The organism is Nocardioides cremeus (assembly GCF_030518195.1).
GTDB lineage: Bacteria > Actinomycetota > Actinomycetes > Propionibacteriales > Nocardioidaceae > Nocardioides > Nocardioides cremeus.
In genome coordinates, this window is the sequence record NZ_JAULSC010000006.1 from 103865 (window position 1) to 125089 (window position 21225).

The 21225-nt window shown below is 74.8% G+C and carries 15 protein-coding genes; 13 read left to right on the forward strand and 2 right to left on the reverse strand.

The window, feature by feature from the left end; genetic code table 11:
- Window position 1 precedes the first annotated feature (1 nt).
- From asnB to QWJ41_RS08660, 11 genes are read left to right on the forward strand one after another with little or no spacing between them, the layout of a single operon-like run.
- On the forward strand, window positions 2-1927 hold the full coding sequence (gene asnB, locus QWJ41_RS08610) for an asparagine synthase (glutamine-hydrolyzing) (RefSeq protein WP_302707312.1): 1926 nt from the start codon (window positions 2-4) through the stop codon (window positions 1925-1927).
- The gene (locus QWJ41_RS08615; RefSeq protein ID WP_302707314.1) at window positions 1927-4086 is read left to right on the forward strand and encodes a bi-domain-containing oxidoreductase; all 2160 of its coding nucleotides are present in this window, start codon (window positions 1927-1929) and stop codon (window positions 4084-4086) included. Before asnB ends, QWJ41_RS08615 begins: the two co-directional genes overlap by 1 nt.
- On the forward strand, window positions 4083-6149 hold the full coding sequence (locus QWJ41_RS08620) for a heparinase II/III family protein (RefSeq protein ID WP_302707315.1): 2067 nt from the start codon (window positions 4083-4085) through the stop codon (window positions 6147-6149). Before QWJ41_RS08615 ends, QWJ41_RS08620 begins: the two co-directional genes overlap by 4 nt.
- Complete coding sequence (locus QWJ41_RS08625) at window positions 6142-7740, forward strand: GumC domain-containing protein (protein WP_302707316.1); 1599 nt, start codon at window positions 6142-6144, stop codon at window positions 7738-7740. Before QWJ41_RS08620 ends, QWJ41_RS08625 begins: the two co-directional genes overlap by 8 nt.
- A 17-nt stretch (window positions 7741-7757) precedes the next feature.
- Entirely contained in the window at window positions 7758-9314 is a 1557-nt protein-coding gene (locus QWJ41_RS08630) for a YveK family protein (protein ID WP_302707317.1), read from the forward strand.
- Entirely contained in the window at window positions 9311-10540 is a 1230-nt protein-coding gene (locus tag QWJ41_RS08635) for a hypothetical protein (RefSeq protein WP_302707319.1), read from the forward strand. The genes QWJ41_RS08630 and QWJ41_RS08635 overlap by 4 nt, the downstream gene beginning before the upstream one ends.
- Window positions 10537-11799, forward strand: coding sequence for a glycosyltransferase (locus QWJ41_RS08640; RefSeq protein ID WP_302707321.1), 1263 nt, complete (start codon window positions 10537-10539; stop codon window positions 11797-11799). Before QWJ41_RS08635 ends, QWJ41_RS08640 begins: the two co-directional genes overlap by 4 nt.
- A gap of 3 nt (window positions 11800-11802) precedes the next feature.
- Entirely contained in the window at window positions 11803-12789 is a 987-nt protein-coding gene (locus QWJ41_RS08645; protein WP_302707322.1) for a glycosyltransferase family 2 protein, read from the forward strand.
- Window positions 12786-13970 (forward strand): polysaccharide pyruvyl transferase family protein, encoded by a 1185-nt coding sequence (locus QWJ41_RS08650; RefSeq protein WP_302707324.1) that lies wholly within the window; start codon window positions 12786-12788, stop codon window positions 13968-13970. Before QWJ41_RS08645 ends, QWJ41_RS08650 begins: the two co-directional genes overlap by 4 nt.
- Complete coding sequence (locus tag QWJ41_RS08655) at window positions 13967-15289, forward strand: MATE family efflux transporter (protein WP_302707326.1); 1323 nt, start codon at window positions 13967-13969, stop codon at window positions 15287-15289. The genes QWJ41_RS08650 and QWJ41_RS08655 overlap by 4 nt, the downstream gene beginning before the upstream one ends.
- The gene (locus tag QWJ41_RS08660) at window positions 15279-16514 is read left to right on the forward strand and encodes a glycosyltransferase family 4 protein (protein ID WP_302707328.1); all 1236 of its coding nucleotides are present in this window, start codon (window positions 15279-15281) and stop codon (window positions 16512-16514) included. Before QWJ41_RS08655 ends, QWJ41_RS08660 begins: the two co-directional genes overlap by 11 nt.
- Here QWJ41_RS08660 and rfbC read toward each other — a convergent pair.
- Window positions 16468-17040, reverse strand: coding sequence for a dTDP-4-dehydrorhamnose 3,5-epimerase (gene rfbC, locus QWJ41_RS08665; RefSeq protein ID WP_302707330.1), 573 nt, complete (start codon window positions 17038-17040; stop codon window positions 16468-16470). The genes QWJ41_RS08660 and rfbC overlap by 47 nt on opposite strands.
- A 128-nt stretch (window positions 17041-17168) precedes the next feature.
- Between rfbC and QWJ41_RS08670 the strand changes: the two genes are divergently transcribed.
- Both QWJ41_RS08670 and QWJ41_RS08675 read left to right on the forward strand, forming a co-directional pair.
- Window positions 17169-18413, forward strand: a complete 1245-nt coding sequence (locus QWJ41_RS08670; RefSeq protein WP_302707332.1) for a class I SAM-dependent methyltransferase — start codon at window positions 17169-17171, stop codon at window positions 18411-18413.
- A gap of 15 nt (window positions 18414-18428) precedes the next feature.
- Window positions 18429-19247, forward strand: coding sequence for a sugar phosphate nucleotidyltransferase (locus QWJ41_RS08675; RefSeq protein WP_302707334.1), 819 nt, complete (start codon window positions 18429-18431; stop codon window positions 19245-19247).
- Between the two features lie 356 nt (window positions 19248-19603).
- Here QWJ41_RS08675 and QWJ41_RS08680 read toward each other — a convergent pair whose 3' ends face one another.
- On the reverse strand, window positions 19604-21196 hold the full coding sequence (locus QWJ41_RS08680; RefSeq protein ID WP_302707336.1) for a right-handed parallel beta-helix repeat-containing protein: 1593 nt from the start codon (window positions 21194-21196) through the stop codon (window positions 19604-19606).
- Window positions 21197-21225 lie beyond the last annotated feature (29 nt).

A 21225-nucleotide genomic window follows, 5' to 3' on the forward strand; every position in this document is an offset into this window, starting at 1 on the left:
CGTGTGCGGCATCGCGGGCGCCTACCAGCAGGACGACGGCAAGGTGCTCGTCGACACGATGACCGAGCGCCTGGAGCACCGCGGCCCCGACGCGCGCGGCGTGGTGGAGCTCGTCGACCCGACCACCTCGGTCGTGCTCGGGCACCGGCGGCTCTCCATCATCGACCCGGTCGCGGCCTCCGACCAGCCGTTCTCGAAGCACGGCCTGCGCCTGGTCTACAACGGCGAGGTCTACAACTACCGCGAGCTGCGCTCCGAGCTGGAGTCGCGCGGGGTGCGCTTCGCCACGGCCTGCGACACCGAGGTGGTGCTCGAGGTCTGGCGGGCCTGGGGGACCGCTGGCCTGGCCCGCCTGCGCGGCATGTTCGCCCTGGCCGTGCACGACGAGCGCACCGGCTGCCTGACCCTGGCGCGCGACCCCTTCGGCATCAAGCCGCTCTACGTGCTGCGCCGCGGCGCCGGCGTCGTCTTCGCCTCCGAGCTCAAGGCGGTCGTCGCCGCGCTCGGCCCCGAGCTGTCCGTCGACCCGGCCGGGATGGTCGCCTCGACGCTGTACTACTGGCTGCCCACCGAGACCGACGCCGTGCGCGGCGTGCGCAAGCTGGCGCCGGGCACCTGGTCGGAGCACCGGCCCGACGGCACCAGCCGCAGCGGGGTGTTCTGCAGCCTCGCCGAGGAGGCCGCCGACGCGGCCGCCGGTCCGCCGGTCGACCTGGCCGCGGTCCTGGAGGACTCGGTGCGCGCGCACCTGGTCTCCGACGTGCCGGTGGCGACCTTCCTCAGCGGCGGGCTCGACTCAAGCATCGTGACCGCCCTGGCGCACCGGCACGACCCGGGCATCGAGGCGTGGACCATCGGCTTCCGCGCCGTCGACCGGCGCCTCGAGGCGATGCCCGACGACGCGGCCTACGCCCGCCGGCTCGCGCAGCACCTCGGGGTGCGTCTGCACGAGATCGAGATCGGTCCCGACGTGGTCTCCATGCTGCCGCGGATGGTCGACGTGCTCGACGAGCCGGTCGGCGACCCGGCCGCCCTCAACACGTTCCTGATGTGCGAGGCCGCCCGCACGGCGGGCGTCGAGGTGCTGCTGTCGGGCACCGGCGCCGACGAGCTCTTCGGCGGCTACCGCAAGCACCTGGCCAACCTGCTGGCCGCCCGCTACCGCCGCCTGCCCGCGTCGCTGCGCTCGCGGGTGGTCGGCCCGGCGGTCGAGCGGCTCCCGGTCGCGCTCGCCGGGCGCGGGGTGCGACCGGTGCGGTGGGCCCAGCGCTTCGTCGCGTTCGCCGGCCTGCCCGAGCAGGAGGCGTTCCGGCGCAGCTACACGCTGCACGACCCCGAGGGGCTGCAGGCGCTGCTCGACCCCGAGCTCGGTGGCCTGGTCGACGACCTGCTCGAGCAGCACCGCGCGACGTACGAGGACACGGCGTTCGACGACCACGTCGAGCGGATGTGCCTGGCCGACACACGGATGTTCCTGCCGGGCCTGAACCTGACCTACACCGACCGTGCGTCGATGGCGGCCTCCACCGAGGTGCGGGTGCCCTTCGTCGACATCGAGGTGCTGCGGGCGGCCTTCGCGCCGCAGGCGGTCCCCAAGATCGACGGCCGGGTGCAGAAGGCCGGCCTGAAGGCGGTCGCGCGGTCCTGGTTGCCCGACGAGGTCATCGACCGGCCCAAGGCCTCCTTCGGCGCGCCGCTGCGGGCCTGGACCACCCACGACCTGCGCCCGATGATCGACGACCTCCTGCTGGGCGGCGAGCTGGTCGGCTCGGGCTTCCTGCGGCGCGAGCCCCTGGCCGCGCTGGTCCACGACCAGCGCAGCGGGCGGCGCGACCGCTCCCAGCAGATCTACCAGCTGCTCAGCCTGGAGCTGTGGCTGCGCAACGCCCGCGGCGCCGGTGTCGGCGCCGGCACAGGAGGTGCGTGATGAAGAGACCCGACGAGGAGACGCGGATGTGGCACGTGGCCCAGAACTACAGCTCCGGTGAGCTCGCGGTGCTCGAGGCACCCGTGCCCTCCTGCCGGCCCGGCGGGGTGCTGGTGCGCTCGTCGTACTCGCTGATCTCGACCGGCACCGAGCTGATGAAGGTCTCCGAGGCGCGGATGTCGCTGCTGTCGAAGGCGCGGCACCGTCCCGACCAGGTGCGCCAGGTGCTCGACGCGGTCGCCCAGAACGGTGCGGTGGCGACCTACCGCAAGACCCGCAACCGGCTCGACTCCTGGACGCCCCTGGGCTACTCGCTGTGCGGCGTGGTCGTGGAGGTCGGGGAGGGCGTGCACGGCTTCGAGGTCGGTGACCTGGTCGCCGCAGCGGGCAACGAGTTCGCGCTGCACGCCGAGGTCAACTGGGTGCCGCGCAACCTCTGCGTGCGGGTGCCCGACGGGGTGCTCGCCGAGCACGCCGCCTTCTCCACGGTCGGTGCCATCGCGATGCAGGCGCTGCGCCGGGCGGAGGTGCAGCTGGGGGAGACCGCCTGCGTCATCGGGTTGGGCCTGGTCGGCCAGCTGCTGGTGCGGCTGCTGGTCGGCGCCGGGGTCCGGGTGGTGGGCCTCGACACCGTCGAGGAGCGCTGCCGCACCGCCGAGGAGGGCGGCGCCGTGGGCTGCGCCGGGCCCGACCCGGCGGGGGTGGACCGGCTCGAGGTGCTGCTGCGGGCCGGGGCGCCGGGGGGCGCCGACCACGTCTTCCTGGCCGCGGGCGGGGCGAGCAACGAGCCCGTCGAGCTCGCCGCGCGGCTGGCTCGCGACCGGGCCTGCGTCGTCGACATCGGCAAGACGCGCCTCGACCTGCCCTGGAACGCCTACTACGAGAAGGAGCTCGACGTCCGGTTCTCGCGCTCCTACGGCCCGGGCCGGTATGACGACCGCTACGAGCTCGACGGCGTCGACTACCCGCTGGGCTACGTGCGCTGGACCGAGGAGCGCAATATCGCCTGCTTCCTCGCGCTGCTGGCCGACGGCTCCCTCGACATCGCAGCGCTCGTCTCGAGCAACCACCCGGTCACCGAGGCGCCGCAGGTCTACGAGCGGCTGCGCACCGGCGGGATCACCGGGGTCGGCCACCTGCTGTCCTACCCGGCCCGGGACGGCTCGGGACCGGTCGGCGCGGACACCCCGCGCCCCACCGCTCCCAGCGCCGCCCGGCGGCCCCGGGCCCGCGACGGCGCGGTGCGCCTGGGCGTCATCGGCGCCGGCAGCCACGCCTCGGCGATGCTGCTGCCCGGCCTGGCCTCCTCCGGCGACGTCGCGCTGGTCCGGGTCGCCACGGCACGGTCGTTGTCGAGCATCAACGCCCAACGTGCCTTCGGCTTCGAGTCTGCCGGCACCGAGGCCCGGTCGGTGATCGAGGACTACAGCCTCGACGCCGTGCTCGTGGCCACCCGGCACCGCACCCACGCCGACCTCGTCTGCGCCGCTCTCGAGAGCGGCAAGGCGGTCTACGTCGAGAAGCCGTTGGCGCTCAGCCACGAGGAGCTGGCGCGCGTCGAGGAGACGATGGCCCGCACCGGCAACGACCGCCTGATGGTCGGGTTCAACCGGCGCTTCGCGCCCAGCTTCCTCGACCTCCGGCGCCGCTTCGGCGAGGTCGGCGAGCCGGTCGCGCTGCGCTACCTGGTCAACGCCGGGCGGCTCGGGGCCAGCAGCTGGTACCTCGACGAGGCCGAGGGGTCCCGGTTCGTCGGCGAGGGCGGGCACTTCATCGACCTGCTCAGCGCCTGGACCGGCGAGGACCCGGTGGCCGTGTGCGCCCAGCACGGCGAGGGCCAGGACGTGAGCCTGGTGCTGCGCTTCGCCGGCGGTTCGCTGGCCACGCTGACCTACGCGACCGGCGGCTCGCGCCGCTGCGGCAAGGAGAGCCTCGACGTGCTCGGGGGAGGGCGCAGCGCCCATCTCGACAACTTCGTGCGCACGACGGTGTGGACCGAGCGGGGCCGGCAGTCGCGGCGCTCGCGCACCGGACCCGACAAGGGTCACCGCGCCGCGGTCGCGGCCTTCGTCACCGCGGTCCGCACGGGCGGGCCGATGCCCATCGACCCGGCCTCGCTGGTGACCACCACCCGCACCACCCTGGAGGCGGCACGATGAGCACACCCCTGTCCTGGTACGCCCGGCGGCTGACGCGGATGAGCACCCGCGAGGTCGCGCTGCGCGTGGGCGACGAGGCCCGTCGGGCGGTGGCGGTGCACACCCTGCCGCAGCGCGCCGGCGCGCCGGTGCCGGGCCTGCTGCCGCGACGCAGCTTCGCGGCGGTCGTGCCGGCCGCGGCCGCCGAGCAGGTGCTCCCGCACGACGCCGCCGGCCTGACCGCGGCGGCGGACCGGCTGCTCGTCGGGCGGTGGGGCGTGCTGGGCCACGAGCGCACCGACCTGCGCGACCCCGACTGGTTCCTGGACCCCGTGTCCGGCATCCGCGCCCCCCACGACGTCCTGGCCTTCCGCGTCGACCACCGCGACCCGTCGGTCACCGGCGACGTCAAGCAGGTGTGGGAGCTCTCGCGCCACCAGCACGTGACCGTGCTGGCCGCGGCGTACTGGCTGACCGGCGAGGACGAGTACGCCGTCGCCGCGGCCGAGCAGCTGCGCTCGTGGTGGGCGGCCAACCCGGTCCTGCGCGGCGTGCACTGGACCAGCGGCATCGAGCTGGGGCTGCGCCTGGTCTCGTGGGCCTGGACCCGGCGACTCCTCGACGGATGGGCCGGAGCGGCCGCGCTCTTCGAGGAGGACGAGACGGCCCTGGCCCAGCTGCGCTGGCACCAGGAGGTGCTGCGCGGCTTCCCGAGCCGGGGCAGCTCGGCCAACAACCACGCCGTCGCCGAGACCTGCGGCCGGCTGGTCGCCGCCTGCGCGTTCCCGTGGTTCGAGGAGAGCGAGAAGTGGCGGGTCGAGTCGGGCCGCCAGCTGCGCCGGCACCTTCAGGCGAACACGTTCCCCAGCGGGGTCAACCGCGAGCAGGCCGCCGACTACCACCGCTTCGTGTGCGAGCTGGCCGGCCTCGCGCTGGCCGAGGCACGCGCCTGCGGGCACGCCGAGGACGGCCCCGACCCCGACCTGGTCACCGCGGGGTTCGACGCGGCGGCCGCGATGCTCGACGTCGAGGGACGCCCACCGCGCAACGGCGACGGCGACGAGGGCCGTGCGCTGCTGGTGGCCGACCCGGGCGACGACCCGTGGGAGCAGCTGCTCGGGCTCGGCCAGGCGCTCGTGGGCCCGCAGCCGTGGTGGCCGCGACGCCGCGGCGGTGTCGTGTCGGTCCTGGTCGGCGCGCTGCCGGCCCCGGCCGGCCCGCTGGCCGGCGACCGGCCGCGCCCGCAGCGGCGACCCGACCTCTTCGAGGACGCCGGGCTGGCGCTCCTGCGCACCCCGGCCGGCCGGCAGCCGGAGATCTGGGTCCGCTGCGACAGCGGGCCGCACGGCTTCGGCTCGCTGGCCGCCCACGCGCACGCGGACGCGCTGTCGGTGGAGCTGCGCCACGACGGCGTGGAGGTCCTCTGCGACCCCGGCACCTACAGCTACCACGGCGAGCCGCGCTGGCGTGACTACTTCCGCTCCACCCTGGCCCACAGCACGCTCGAGGTCGACGGGTGCGACCAGTCGACCAGCGGCGGGCCCTTCCTGTGGACCCAGCACGCGCGGACCTACCTGGACCGCGCCGAGGTCGGTGACCTCGACGTCCAGCTCTGGTCGGCCCACCACACCGGCTACGCCCGCCTCGACGCCGGCCTGCGCCACGCGCGCACCGTCCGGCTGGACCGCGGCTCGGGTGCCCTGCAGGTCGTCGACGAGCTGCGCTCCGGACGCCCGCACGGCTTCCGGATGGCCTGGCACCTGGGCCCGGAGGTCGAGCTCGCGCTGCACGGCTCGCTGGCCCGGCTGACCTGGGCGCGCCCGGTGGCCGACGGCGCGGGTGCTGACGAGAGGGAGACGGTGACGGCGCTGATGCACCTGCCTCCCGAGCTGGTCTGGACCCGGCACCGCGGCGAGGAGGACCCGCCACTCGGTTGGTGGGCCGAGGGGCTGGGACGCCGCCGTCCGACCACCACGCTCGTGGGCACCGGGGAGCTGTGCGCGCGTGCGTTGCTGCGCACCCTGCTCGTCCTCGACGTCCAGGCGCCCGGTGAGGGCCACGACCGCAGGAGTGACGATGTCTGAGCAGAGCCTGGACCTGAAGGCCGCGTGGACGGTGCTGCGCCGCCACGCCTTCCTGCTGACGGTGGCGCTGCTGGTCGGCGCGGTCGCCGGCGTGGCGCTGGCGGTGTGGCGTCCCCCGCTGTGGACCAGCGAGAGCACGGTGCTGCTGCCCCCGGCCTCGGAGTCGGGGGTCGGCGCCGCCGAGCGTGACTCGGGCACCCAGGTGCGGGTGGCCTCGAGCGACCTGGTGCTCGGCCAGGCCGGGCGCCGGGTCTCGCCGCCCCTCGACCTCACCGCGATGAAGGAGGCCATCGAGGTCACTGCCGCGACGCCCGACGTGCTGCGCTTCACCGCCCGGGCCGACGACCCCGAGCGGGCTAGAGAGCTGGCCGCCGCGGTCGCTGCCGCCGAGCTGCGCTACGTCTCCAGCGCCGCCGCCCGGCTGCGCGACGCCGCGCGCTCGGGCCGGGAGACCCGGCTGGAGACCCTGCGCGCCACCCTGCGCACCGTCAGGCGCGACATCCAGGAGACCACCGAAAGGCGGGACGAGGAGAGGTTCGGCTCGGTCGCCGAGAAGGCGCTGACGGCCGCGCTCGCCCAGCTCAGCGCCCAGCAGGCCTCGCTCGTGCTGCAGGCCGACCAGGTGGCCGAGGCCGCGTCGGCCGACGTCGGACGCGACACCGCCTCGCTCATCGAGGACGCCTCGCCGGCCACCCGTCCCGGCCTGCTGCTCGGTCGGATCCTGCACGGCCTGGCCGGGGCCGCGGCGCTGCTGCTGCTGGTGGGCCTGGCGCTGCTGGTCTCCGAGCGCCGCGACCGGCGGCTGCGCTACCGCGACGAGATCGCCGACGCCCTGGGCAGCACCGTGGTGGCCTCGGTCTCCTCGCGCCCGGCGCGCAACGTCTCGGCCTGGCGCACGCTGCTCGGACGCTACGTGCCGGGCCCCGTCGACGCCTGGTCGCTGCGCCAGGTGCTGCGCGAGGTGCTGCCCGCCGGCACGCTGACCCGTGCCCACGCCGGGGCCTCCGAGGAGCCCGCGGTCGACGTGGTCGTGGTGACCCTGTCCGACGACAACGCCGCGCTGGCCATGGGCCCGCAGCTGGCGACGTACGCCGCGTCGGTGGGGCTGCGCACCCGCCTGGTGCCCCACCACGGGCACGACTCGTCGGCGGCGCTGTGGGCCGCCTGCGCGCGGCTGCACCCCGAGCACGAGCTGCGCGGGCACCTGTGGGTCAACCGGCCGCTGCACGAGGGCGGCGAGCCCGACGACCTGCGCGTGCTGATGGTGGTGCTCGACCGCACGAGTCCCGAGCGCCCCGAGCTGCCGTCGGGCTGCGTGGGCGTGGTGGCCGTGAGCGCGGGCACCGCGACGGCCGCCGACCTGGCCCGCCTCGCGGTCAGCGTCGACGAGGCGGGCGTGGGGGTGCAGGGCGTGGTCGTCCTCGACCCCGACCGTCTCGACCGCACGACCGGGCGTCGCCTGCAGCCCGAGCGGATCCGCGAGCCCCAGCTGCCGGTCCGGCTGACCGGCACGGTGCCCACGGACCGGCGGGGACGGCCCCGGCTGGGCAGCGTGGCCCGCACGAACGGACACGAGGGAGGTGCGCAGTGAGGACGTCAGCCTGGCCGGTGGAGACCGAGCACTCGGAGGACCCCGAGCTCGAGGAGGTGGCCCCGGCGATCGTGAGCCTGCACTTCCTGCGGCGCGCGCTGCGGCGGCGCTGGCGGGTCTGGGCCGGTTGCGCCCTGGTCGGTGTCCTGCTCGGGGCGGCCGTCGCGCTGGCCCTGCCCACGCGCAGCGCCGCCAGCGTGACGCTGCTGCTCGCGCACCCCGACGGTGCGGACCCGACGATGGCGATGAACACCGACGTGGCCCTGCTGCGCACCCGCACGGTGGCCGAGCGGGTCGTCGACCGGCTCGACCTCGACCTGAGCCCCGAGGAGATGCAGGACTCGATCCTGGCCACCGTCGAGACGACCACGGTGCTGCAGCTCGAGGTCGCGGGGCCCGACAGTGCCGAGTCGCGGCGGCGCACCGAGGCGGTCGCCACCACGTTCCTCGACTTCCGCAACGAGACGATGGACGTGCAGACCGACGCTCGCACCGACCGCTACCGGATCCGGGTCGAGGCCCTGCGCAGCGAGGCCGGCACGCTCACGGCCCAGTACGACGTCCTCAGCGCCAGCGGCCGCCGGGGGCGTGCCGAGGCAGCCGAGGTGCTGACCCGCCGCGCCCAGGTCGACGCCCAGATCAGCGAGCTGGAGCAGGAGATCGAGCGCACCCGCATCGTGGCGGGAGCCGTCGCGGGCGCCAGCCACGTGCTCGACCCCACCGACACGCTCGACGGCCGCTCGCTCGTGCGCAGCCTGGCCCTCGACACCACCGCCGGGCTGGTGGCCGGCGGTTCCGTGGGCGCCGGCTGGGTGCTGCTGGGAGCCCTGCTCTCGCAGCGGGTGCGGCGCCGCGAGGAGATCGCGATGGCGCTCGGCACGCGGGTGTGCTGCAGCGTGGGCCGGGTGCCCACGCGGGTGTCGCACGGCGCGCCCCGCCCGGGCCGTCGCCGCGCCTCGCTCGGGCGTGCCGTCGCCTGCGTCTCACAGCTGGTGGCACCCGACCCGGCCGCGGAGGGCCACGACCCCGTGCGGTGGGCGGTGGGCGCCGTCGAGAACGGCTCGGAGACCACCGTGCTCGCGGCGGCCCTGGCTGTGGACCGGGCCCGGGCCGGCGACCGGGTGCTGGTGGTGGACCTGACCGAGCGCGGCCGGGTCGGCCGCGCGGTCGCCGGGCTGTGGAGCGGCGCCGGGACCCGGCCGGTGGTGCTGCGCCCCGACGGGGTGCCCACCCGCGCGGCCGGGCCGGTGCCGGGGGCCGAGATGTCGACCGCCACGGTGACCGAGGCCGAGTCGGACGCCGACCTGGTGCTGGTCGTGGTCGACATCGACCCCGCCGTCGGGCTCGACCACGTCGCCGCGCGCGCCGAGCGCCTGGTGGTCGTGGTCAGCGCGGGCGGCTCGACCGCCGAGCGCCTGCGCACCACGGCCGAGCTGGCCCGCGCCGCCGGCCTGGAGCCGTCCGAGGCCGTGCTGGTGAACGCCGACGCCACCGACGACAGCCTGGGCCTGGCGCCCGTCGACGAGGACGCCGGCTCCGGCCGCTCGCTGCTCTCGGGACGGTGGGGCAGGTGAGTGCGCTCCGCCCCGTCCTGACCGGGCGCGGCGCCGGCCCCCCGACCCCGGACGTGCGCCTGGGCCGACGCGAGCGGACGCTGGTCGGCCTCGCCTGGGGCGCCCTGCTGCTCAACGTGCTGACCTACGCCGACACCGCCACCGTGGTGCCGCTGCCCACCCTGGTGGGCTCGGCGCTGACCCAGGGCGCGGTGCTGGTGGCGCTGCTGCTGGCGCTGGTGGTCAACCCCGGCGGGGTCGTGCGTCCCCAGGTCTTCCTGCTGCTGCTGACGGTGCTGGCCATCGGTGCCAGCGCCGCCAGCCTCTACTCCGAGTTCTTCCTCTCCGCGACCTTCCGGGCCGGGCGGATGGTGCTCTTCGTGGCCGTGCTGTGGCTGCTGAGCACCTGGTTCGGACGGCGCGACATGCTGCTGCTGCGGCTGCACCGCACGGCGCTGGCCGTGGTGATGGCCACCGTCTACCTCGGGGCGCTGGTGGCGCCCGGGCTGGCCTTCGCGTTCCAGGACCGCCTGGCCGGGGTGATCTGGCCGATCCCGCCCACCCAGGTCGCGCACTACGCCGCGGTCCTGCTGGGCACCTCGCTGCTGCTGTGGATGTGCCGGCTGGTCGGCGGCCTGCGGGCCGGGCTGATGGTGCTGCTCTCGCTGCTGCCCCTGGTGGCCACCCACACCCGCACCGCGGTGATCGGGGTGCTGCTGGGGATGGTGGTCGCCTCCCTGAGCCTGCTGCTGGGCCACGTGCGCGTGCGTCGCACCCTGCTGGTGGCCGGCGGTGGCGGCGCGATCGCAGCAGCCCTGTTCATCTCGCCGCTGACCGTGTGGCTGCTGCGCGGCCAGTCGGCCGACGAGGCCAACAAGCTCACCGGTCGCACCGACGTGTGGAGCGCCGTGGCCGACCTCGAGCGGCCCTGGATCGAGGACCTCTTCGGGTGGGGCCTGTCCGACCAGTCCTTCGGCGGGTTGCCCATCGACAGCAGCTGGGTGGCGACGTACGTCGACCAGGGCTGGCTGGGCGTGGGGGTGCAGGCCGCGGTGCTGCTGCTGCTCCTGCTGATGGCGGTCGTGCACCGGCCCGGGCCCGAGCGGGCCATCGCGCTGTTCCTGGTCGTCTACTGCATGGTCGCCTCGGTCACCGAGACCGGTCTGGGCGCCCCGTCGGTCTACCTGCTCGACCTGGCCGTCGCCGCGTCGCTGCTGACGACCGGCTGGCGGGCGAGGCAGCCATGAAGGTCGTGGTGGTGCACGGGCGCTACCGCTCGGTCGCGCCGAGCGGGGAGAACCGCGTGGTCGACCAGGAGGTCCGGATGCTGCGCGAGGCCGGTCACGAGGTGCGCAGCTACGAGCGGCACAGCGACGACATCGCCGACTGGCCGGCCCGGCGCCGGGCGCTGCTGGTGATGAGCAGCGTGCGCAACGGGCCGGTGCGCGCCGAGCTGGCGGCGTACCTGCGCCGCGAGCGTCCCGACGTCGTGCACGTGCACAACACCTTCCCGCTGCTCAGCCCCTCGGTGCTGCTGGCCTGCCACGACGTGGGGGTCCCCGCGGTGGCCACGGTGCACAACTACAAGCTGCTCTGCGCCAGCGGCGACTTCTACCGCGACGGTGCGCCCTGCCACGACTGCGGCGACGGGCAGGTCTCGCCGGCGCTGCGGCACGGCTGCTACCGCGCCTCGCACGCCGCGACCCTGCCGGTCGCGGCCGGGCTGGTGCTCAACCGGCGGCTGTGGCAGCAGCTGGTGTCGGCGTACCTGCTCATCAGCGAGTCGCAGCGTGGGTTGTTGCAGGGCCTGGCGCTGCCCGAGGAGCGGGTCTTCGTCAAGCCCAACTTCGTCGACCGGGCCGAGGTCTCACCGGTGCCGCGCGAGCACCTCGTGGCCCACCTCGGCCGCCTCGACGAGGCCAAGGGGATCCGTCTGACGATGGCCGCCTGGGAGCTCCACGAGCGCATGTCGCCCGACTCGCGGCTGCAGCTCGTGGTCGCCGGCGGCGGGCCCCTCGAGGACCTGGTGCGCGACTGGGCCGCGGGGCGCGAGCGGGTGCGGATGGTCGGCACCCTCGACCCGGCCGGGGTCGGCGACCTGCTCGACCGGGCCCTGCTGGCGGTCGTGCCCTCGGCGTGGGAGGAGGTCTTCGGCCTGGTGGCCGTGGAGGCCATGGCCCACGGCGCGGTGCCGGTGGCGCCGGCACGCGGCTCCTTCCCCGAGCTGGTGCGCGACGGCTGGGACGGCGTGCTCTTCGAGCCCGGCAGCGCCGCCGACCTGGCCCGCGTGCTCGACCGTGCCGACCGCGACCCCGGCCACCACCTCGAGCTCGGCGAGCGGGCCCGGGCGACCTCGCGGCGCCGCTTCTCGCGCGAGCGCAACCTCGAGCAGCTGCTCTCCATCTATCGGTACGCCATCGCACACCCGGCAGGAAGGACCTCCCATGCCTCTCGACCCGCCCACGGTCCCCGCACCGCCCGCCCCGCGCCGGCGACGGAGGGCTGAGTCGTGACCGGGACGGCGCGTGTGCCCCGCGTGAGCATCGGGCTGCCGGTCTACAACGGCGTCGACTACGTGGGCCAGTCCCTCGACGCCCTGCTCGGGCAGAGCTTCGAGGACCTCGAGGTCGTCGTCTCGAGCAACGCCTCGACCGACGGCACCGACGACCTCGTGCGCGACTACGCGGCGCGCGACCCCCGGGTGCGCTTCGAGCGGCTGTCGACCAACCTCGGCGCGGCGGCCAACCACGACGTCGTGCTGCGCCGCGCGCGCGGCGAGCTGTTCAAGTGGGCCTCAGCCGACGACCTGTACGCCACCGACCTCGTCGAGCAGTGCGTGCGGCTGCTCGACGACCACCCCGACGCCGTGCTGGCCCACTCGTGGACGGCTGCGGTCGACGAGTCGGGCGCGGTGGTGCAGGCCCACGAGTACCCCTTGCTGACGAACTCGCGCCGGCCCTCCCGGCGCTTCCGCAGCATGCTCCGCGACGGTGACCACATGCCCGGCGCGATCCGCTCCGACGACTTCTACGGCCTGGTGCGCGCCGACGTGCTGCGCCGGGTCAGGCCGCACGACAGCTTCTACCGCGCCGACCACGTCTTCGTCAGCGAGCTGGTCCTGCAGGGCCGCTTCGTCCAGGTGCCCGACTGGCTCTACTTCCGCCGCCACCACGGCGGCCGGCTCTCGCACGACGAGGCGACGGTGCGCTCGTGGTGCGCCTCGCTCGACCCGCGCCGCGCCGACCGGCTGCGCAACCCGACCGCGCGGCTGGTGGGGGAGATGTTCACCGGCTACCTCGGTGCGGTGCAGCGCTCACCGATCAGCGCTGCGGAGAAGCGGGCCTGCGTGCGCCACCTGGCCTCGTGGGCGGCCTCGCGTGCGGGGCGCCGCCTCGGCGGCGCCGACCCGGGCGTGCCTGCCGACGAGTACGACGTCGTGCCGCAGCGTCGCGACCTGGCCAGCCGGGTCGTGGCGGGGCAGGGCGTCGGGCCGTGAGCCCGCCCGCCGGGCCGCCCCGGGTGGGCTTCCTGGGACGGCTGGGCGCCGGCAACCTGGGCAACGACGCCAGCCTCGAGGTGGTGCTGGGCCTGGTGCGGGCCCGGCGCCCCGACGCGGTGCTCGACGCCATGTGCTCGGGGCCCGAGGTCGTGCGCGAGCGCTACGACCTGCCCACCGTGGAGCTGCACCGCGCCCTGCGCGGCCCCACGCCCTGGCGGGTGCTGGCCGGGCTGGTCGTCGACGCCGTGCGCGTCGGCCGGTGGGTGCGTCGCCACGACGTCGTGCTGGTGCCGGGCATGGGCACGCTCGAGTCGACGCTGCAGGAGCGGGCCTGGCAGATGCCCTGGACGCTGCTGGTGATGGCCGTCAGCGGACGGCTGTGGCGCACCAAGGTGGCCCTGGTGGGCGTCGGGGCCGGAGCAGTGCCCGAACGGGCCCAGCGCTGGATGTTCGTCACCGCCGCCCGCCTGGTCGCCTACCGCTCCTTCCGCGACGAGCGCTCCCGCGACGAGATGCAGCGGATGGGCCTGCGCACCCACGACGGGGTCCTGCCCGACGTGGTGCTGGCCCGGCCGGCGCCCCCGCACCCGCCGGCGCGACCGCGCAGCGTCGGGCTGGGGGTGATGGCCTGGTCGGGCAGCAACGGCGAGCGCGCGCTGGCCGAGCGCCTGCACGCGGCGTACGTCGCCGAGATGGAGCGCGTGCTCGAGCTGCTGCTCGAGCGCGGCTACGACGTCAGCGTGCTGGTGGGCGACGCCGACGACGTGCCGGTGGCCCAGGACCTGGTCTCGGGGGCCGGCAGCGAGCGGGTGCGGCTGGTGGTGCCGACGACCCCGGACGAGCTGGTCGAGGCGGTCTCGGCCGTCGAGGTGGTGGTGGCCGCGCGCTACCACAACGTCGTCGGTGCGCTGCGCTGCGCGACCCCCGTCGTGGCGCTGTGCTACGCGCCCAAGCACCGCGACCTGATGGCCCTGATGGGGGTCGGGGAGCTGTGCCACGAGCTGCGCGGGCTCGACGCCGAGCGCCTCGTGGACCACGTCGACGAGGTCCACCGCGACCGCGAGGGCGTGCGGGCGCACCTGGAGCAGCGGCTCGAGGAGCTGGCTCCCACGTTCGAGCAGCACTTCGACGAGGTGGCCGCCCGGCTGCTCGACGCGCCTGCCGAGGTGGCGGCATGAGCACCGTGCCGGTCGGGCGCGCGGCCCTGCTGCGCACCGCCGGCCGGCTCGGCTGGGGGGTCGCCGACCAGGGCGTCTCCAGCGTCAAGAACTTCGTGCTGGGCGTCTTCGTGGCGACCACGCTGGGAGCACAGAGCCTGGGTGCGCTGGGCCTGGTGCTGGTGACCTACGCGATCGTGCTGCAGGCCGCCCGCGGCCTGGCCACCGACCCGCTGATGGTGCGCTACACCGGCACCGAGCCGCGGACCTGGCGCTCCTCGAGCGCTGCTGCCACCGCGACCGCCACGGTCGTGGGCATCGTCGCCGGGGCGGCCTGCCTGGCCGGTGGCGCGGTGCTGACGCGCTGGGTCAGCGGCGAGGGCGGCGCGGCCTTCACCGCGCTGGCGCCCTGCCTGCCGCTGCTGGCCCTCCAGGACAGCTACCGCTACGCCTTCTTCGCCGCCGGCCGCGGCGGCGCGGCCTGCGCCACCGACATGGTCTGGGCGGTCTCGCTGGTGCTGCTGCTGCCGCTCGGCGCACCGCTGGGCCACGACGGCATCGCCTGGGCCGTCGTGGCCTTCGGCGCCAGCGCCGGACTCTCCGCGGCCTTCGCGGCCTGGCGGGCGCGCACCCTGCCCGACCCGCGACGGGTCGTGTGGTGGTGGCGCGAGCACCACGACCTCGGCACCCGCTTCCTGGGCGAGAACGTGACCCTCGGGGTGGGCCAGCAGGTCACGGTCCTGGTCGTCGCGGCCGTCGCCGGACTGGGGGCCCTCGGTGCGGTCCGCGGCGCGGAGATGCTGATCGGACCGGTGGCCAGCCTGCTGATGGGGATCTCGCAGGTGGCGGTGCCCGAGGCGGTGCGGGCCCGCGCCAACGGGCGCTCGTCGCTCGAGCGGCTCTGCCGCGCGCTGAGCGGGGGACTGGCCGCGGTCGCGCTGCTGTGGGGCGCGCTGGTCTTCGTCGTGCTGCCCCACGGGCTCGGCGACCGGCTGCTGGGCGAGGTCTGGCCCTCAGCCCACTCGCTGCTGCCGGCCGTCATCATCGGGGCCACCGCGGGCTGCCTGCACGTGGGTCCCTCGGCCGGGCTGCGCGCCCTGGGGCGCGCCGACCTGACGCTGCGCATGCAGGTGCTGGTGACCTCGACGTACGCCGTGCTCGGCACCGCCGGCGCGGCGGCGGGCGGAGCCGGGGGGATGGTCTGGGGCACCGCCACGGCCTCCTGCCTGGGAGCCGTGGCGTGGTGGCTGGCCCTCGACCGGGCCGCCCGGGCAGCGCTGCCGCTCCCGCCGGCCACGGCCCTGGTCGAGCCCGAGGAGGTCGACGACCGTGTCGGTTGAGCCGTCGACCGAGAGCCTGCAGGTCGTGGTCGCGACGGTGATGCGCCGGGAGGGCGGCAGCGGCGTCCAGACCCACGTGCGCACCGTGGTCGAGCACCTCGAGGCGACCGGGCTGCCGGTACGGGTGGTCAGCCCCTTCGAGGCCACCTCGCCCCTCGTACGGCCCGTCTTCGCGGCGCGGCTGGCGCTGCAGCCGCTCTCGGGCGCGGCCGGGGTGTGGTGGTACCGGCACTGGCACACGGCCTACCTGCGGGCCGCCCTCGACCCGGTGCTGGAGGCCGCCCGGGCCGGTGCGGGCCGACCGGTCGTCTACGCGCAGTGCCCGGGCTCGGCCCTGGCCGCGCTCGACGTGCGCGAGCGCGCAGGCGGTTGCGAGCCGGTCGTGATGGCGGTGCACTTCAACATCTCCGAGGCCGACGAGTGGGCCGGCAAGGGCGAGATCAGCGCGGGCGGGCGGGTCTTCCGGGCCATCCGCGAGCTCGAGGCCCGGGTGCTGCCCCGCCTCGACGGGCTGGTCTTCGTCTCCGAGGCCGCGCGCCGGGACTGCCTGGCCCGGGTGCCCGCAGCGGCCGGCGTGCCGGCGGTGGTGGTGCCCAACGCGGTGCCTGCCCTGCCCGCCCCACCGGCGTCCGCCCCCGGCGCGGCGGCGCCGGTGCGCGACCTGGTCACCGTCGGGTCGGTGGAGCCCCGCAAGAACCAGGGCTTCCTGCTCGAGGTGCTCGCCGAGGCCCGCCGCCGGGGCCGGCCCTGCACCCTGACCGTCGTCGGCGACGGCCCCCAGCGCCACGAGCTGCAGCGGCGCTCGCGGACGCTCGGTGTCGAGGCCGACGTCCGCATGGTGGGGCACCGCACCGACGTGCCGGCCTGGCTGGCCGGGCACCGCGTCTACTGCCACGCCGCACTGACCGAGTCCTTCGGCATCGCCCTCGCCGAGGCGATGCGGTCCGGGCTGCCGGTCCTCGCGGGAGCCGTCGGAGGCATCCCCGAGGTGGTGCGCGACGGGGTCGAGGGGCGGCACTGGCCGCTCGACGACGTCGCCGCGGCCACCGACCTGCTGCTCGACCTGCTCGACGACGAGGAGGCCCGGGAGCGGATGGGCCGGGCCGGGGCGGCTCGCGCCGCCGACGAGCTGGGCACCCACGTCGTGGTGCCCCGGCTGGTCGACTTCCTGGGCTCGCTCAGCGTGCGCCCAGCGCGGGCCCCAGCAGGTGGCGCACCTCGCTGAGCCGAGGCGCCGCCCGGTCGTTCGCCGAGAGCAGCGCGACCGGCAGCGGCCACGCGACCGCGATGTCCGGGTCGTCGTGGGCGATCGCCAGCGACGCGGCCGGGTCGTGGCGCCGGTCGATGCGGTAGGAGGTGTCCGACGGCTCGCGCAAGGCCTGGAAGCCGTGCGCGCACCCCGCGGGGATGTAGACCGAGCGCAGCGACTCCTCGCTGAGCTCGAAGCCCTCCCACTCGCCGTACGTCGGCGAGCCGACGCGCAGGTCGACCACGACGTCGTACAGGGCACCCCGCGAGCAGCGCACCAGCTTGGCCTCGCCCTCGCCGGTGCGCACGTGCAGCCCGCGCACCACGCCGCGGTGCGAGCGCGAGACGCTGTCCTGCAGGAAGTCCTCGGCACGCACGCCGTGCTCGCGCGCGAGGTCGGCGTCGAAGGTGCGCGCGAACCAGCCGCGCTCGTCGCGCACCGGCTCGGGCTCCATGACCAGCACCCCGGCGATCCGGGTCCGTCGTACCTGCACGCTGCTCACCTCCTGGCCCGAGCCTCTCCCGCCGTCCGCCGGGGGACCTCACGAAATTGAGGTAATCGGGCCGCTCGCCGGCTCGAGGCGGGTCCCGCGGGCCCACGCTGGTGCCTCACGCCACGAGGAGGACGAGCATGGGAACACGCAGCTGCCGGTTGTGCGGGGCCGACCTGAGGACCACCTTCGTGGACCTGGGGATGTCACCGCCGTGCGAGAGCTACCTGGCCGAGGAGGACCTGGACCGCGCGGAGGTCTTCCACCCGCTGCACGTGCGGGTCTGCGACGAGTGCCTGCTGGTCCAGCTGCCGGCCTACATCCCGGCCGAGGACATCTTCAGCGACTACGCCTACTTCTCCTCCTACTCCGACTCGTGGGTGCGCCACTGCGAGCGCTTCGTCGAGACCGCCGTCGAGCGGCTCGGCCTGGGCGCCGACTCGTTCGTCGTCGAGGTGGCCAGCAACGACGGCTACCTCCTGCAGCACGCCGTGGCCCGCGGCATCCGCTCGCTGGGCATCGAGCCCGCCGCCAACGTGGCCGTGGCCGCCGAGGAGCGCGGCGTGCCCACCGAGGTGCTCTTCCTGGGCCAGGAGACCGGCCGCAAGATCGCCGACGTGCACGGGCGCGCCGACCTCGTCGTGGCCAACAACGTCTTCGCCCACGTGCCCGACATCGTCGACTTCAGCCGCGGGATGCGCGAGCTGGTCGCCGACGACGGCCGGGTGAGCATCGAGATCCCGCACCTGCTGCGCCTGGTGGAGGGCCGTGAGTTCGACACGATCTACCACGAGCACTACTCCTACCTCTCGCTGCTGACCACACAGCGGGTGCTCGCCGCGGCCGGCCTGAGCGTCGTCGACGTCGAGGAGCTGCCCACGCACGGCGGCTCGCTGCGCACCTGGTCGGCACGCACCGAGACCGCGCCCGAGCCGTCGCCGGCGGTGGCGCGCGTGCTGGCCGACGAGGCCGCCGCCGGGCTGCACACCCTCGACGGTCACGCCGGCTTCGCCAGCTCGGTCGCCGAGGTGCGCGACGACTTCGTGGAGTTCCTCGTCGACTGTCGCCGACGCGGACGCAGCGTCGCGGCGTACGGCGCCCCGGGCAAGGGCAACACGCTGCTCAACCACTGCGGTGTGCGCGCCGACCTGCTGTCCTTCGCGGTCGACCGCAACCCGCACAAGCACGGCAGGTTCCTGCCCGGCACCCACATCCCGGTGCTGCCGGTCGAGGCGCTGGCCCAGGCCCGCCCCGACTACGTGGTGATCATGCCGTGGAACCTCCGCAAGGAGATCACGGCCCAGCTCGACTACGTGGGCGAGTGGGGCGGCCAGCTGGTCGTGGCCCTGCCGCGCCTCGAGGTCTTCCAGGCCGGATCGGCCTGACGAGAGGAGTACGACATGAAGGTGGTCCTGTTCTGCGGTGGCCTGGGGATGCGCATGCGCGCCGACAACCAGTCCCTGCCGAAGCCGATGATGCCCATCGGGAGCCGGCCGGTGCTGTGGCACGTGATGCGCTACTACGCCTACTTCGGGCACACCGACTTCGTGCTGTGCCTGGGGCACGGCGCGCAGGCGGTCAAGGACTACTTCCTGAACTACCAGGAGACCGCCTCCAACGACTTCGTGCTCACCAAGGGCGGCGACTACATCGAGATGCTCGGCACCGACATCAGCGACTGGACGATCCGGTTCATCGACACCGGCATGGACACCGCGATCGGTGAGCGGCTGCGCCGCGTGCGCCCGCACCTGGAGGGCGACGGCGTCTTCCTGGCCAACTACGGCGACGTGCTCACCGACGCGCCGATGGACGAGCTGGTCGCCCAGTTCGAGCAGACCGACGCGGTGGCGCAGATGCTGGCCGTCAAGCCGCAGGACTCCTTCCACGTCATCGACGTCGACGGCGCCGGGCAGGTCTCCGGGCTGGTGCCGGTCGCCGACATGTCGCTGTGCATCAACGGCGGCTACTTCGTGCTGAGCCAGGGCATCTTCGACTACCTCGAGGAGGGCGACGACCTGGTCATGGACGGGTGCGTGCGCGCTGCTCGCGACGGCCGGGTGCGCGCGGTGCGCTACGACGGCTTCTGGGCCCCGATGGACACGCTCAAGGAGCGCACCGCCCTGGAGGAGAAGTACCGGCACGGCATCAGCCCCTGGGCGCTGTGGCGCGACCGCCCCGTGCAGCCCGGCGCCGCGGTCACCCCCGTCGCCCTCTGACCCGGCCCGGACTTCGCCCCGACCCGGCCCGAACTTCGCAACGAGTCGGCCCGGATCTTCCACATGAGTCGGCCTGGGCATCTCGCTGAGCCGCCAGCCGTGCCAATCGGCGTACGACGCCCACGGCAGCAGGGAGATCTGCGCCGGCTCGGCGCGAAGTTAGGGCCGGGTCAGCGTTGCTTCCGGGTGAGTCGAGGTACCCGCCGCGCTGTCGCAGTGGCTGCCGGCGTCCGACGAGCGGTCCGAGCTTCGCCGGTGCCCCGGCCTCGTACGACGCCGCGAGCAGCTGGGGAGAGAGAAGCGCCGGGTCGACGTGAGATCCAGGCCGGGTCAGCGCGAGATAGGGGCCGGGTCGGCTACTGGGTGCTGCTGCCGGCGTCCTGGAGGTAGGGCTCGCTGCGCCACTGGTTCCAGGTCACGAAGCTGCCGGCCTCGAGGGCCATGAAGAGCCAGGGGCCGCGGTAGGTGTTGTCCCAGAAGCGGTTGTCCTGCTCGAGCGTCACCGCGTTCTCCACCAGGGTGCCCTGGAAGGGCGAGTGCGGCGGGAAGGTGCCCCAGTTGGAGAAGATGCCGCTCACCCCGCAGATGTTCTCCACGGTGCACTCGGGGCCCAGCTGCTCGGGGTCGAGCTCGAAGAGGTTGTCGTGCACGTGCACGTGCTGGGACTTCCAGCGGCAGTCGTCGAAGTAGGGATCCTCGGCGATCAGGTCGGGATCGGCGCAGGCCTCGAAGGTGGCGACCTCGGGGTTGACCAGGGTGGTGTCCTGGGTGGGGTTGGCCGGCGAGCCGGCGTACCGGTCGGCGTTCTCCCAGATCGCCACCCCGCCCCAGTTGTCGATGAAGCGGTTGCCGGCCACGACCAGCGCCTCGCCGTGCAGCGTGCCCGCGCGCGGGTCGGCCCCGGACTCGGAGACGTAGATCGCGGGGGTGGGGAAGCCCGGGTTGCGCGGGCCCTTGACGGTGCCGTTGCCGATGAAGGTGTTGCCCACGATCGAGGCGTTGTAGCTGGTCTCGTAGACCAGGCCCTCGGAGTCGTTGTGCTCGACCAGGTTGCCCTCGATGGTGAAGCCGGTGTTGTTGTTGTCGGCCCACAGCCCCGGGCCGGAGTTGTTGTGCACCCAGTTGTCGGTGATCTGGGCGCCGGTCGTGGCCCAGAACTTGCCGCCACCGGTGCACCCGCAGGTCGGGATGCGCTTCTCCCAGTCGGCGGTGTTGTTGTGGCTGATCTCGTTGTGGTGCAGCACCACGTCCTTCGGACCGGTCGGGGAGTAGGCGCTGAAGCCGTACTGGCCGTTCTCGGTCAGGCAGTTGTGGCGCACCACCGCACCGTCGCCGAGAAAGACCCCGGCCCCGCCGTTGCGCCGCAGGGTGTTGCGCTCGACCAGCCACCCGGGCGCGCTGTCGTGGTTGACGACGCCCTGGTTGCGGTTGTCGAGACGTCCGCCGAAGCCCTCGACGGTCAGGTGCCGCACGGTCACGTCGCTGGCCTTGCCGGTGAAGGCGTAGAGGTTGGTGCCGTCGCCGTCGAGCACCGCGCCGGGCGCCCCGACGAAGGTGTCACCGTCGTTGGGGCGCACCGAGTCGTACGCCGTCTCGCCGAGGCGGTGCCGACCGGGTGCGAGCCAGAAGGTGGTGCCGGGCGGCGACTGGCTCACCACCAGCGGCAGGTTGTCGGACGTCGGGACCACCACGGCACCGTCCGGCGGTTCGGCCGGCCCGTCGAGGCGCGGCGAGCCGCACACCGCTGCCGGTGCGTCGTCGGGTGCCTCGGCGCGTGCCTGTGGCTCGGCGCCGGGACCGCCCACCGGGCCGCCGGCCGCCGGGTCGGCGGCCCCCAGCGACGAGGTGCGCAGGGCCGCCAGCGCGGCGACGAGGACGACGGCGAGACCCACCCAGCCCAGCAGCGGGAGGCCTGGGCGGGGGCGTGGGCGGCTCTGACGTGAGGGCACCCGGCCACGGTAGGACCGCGGGCAGGGCC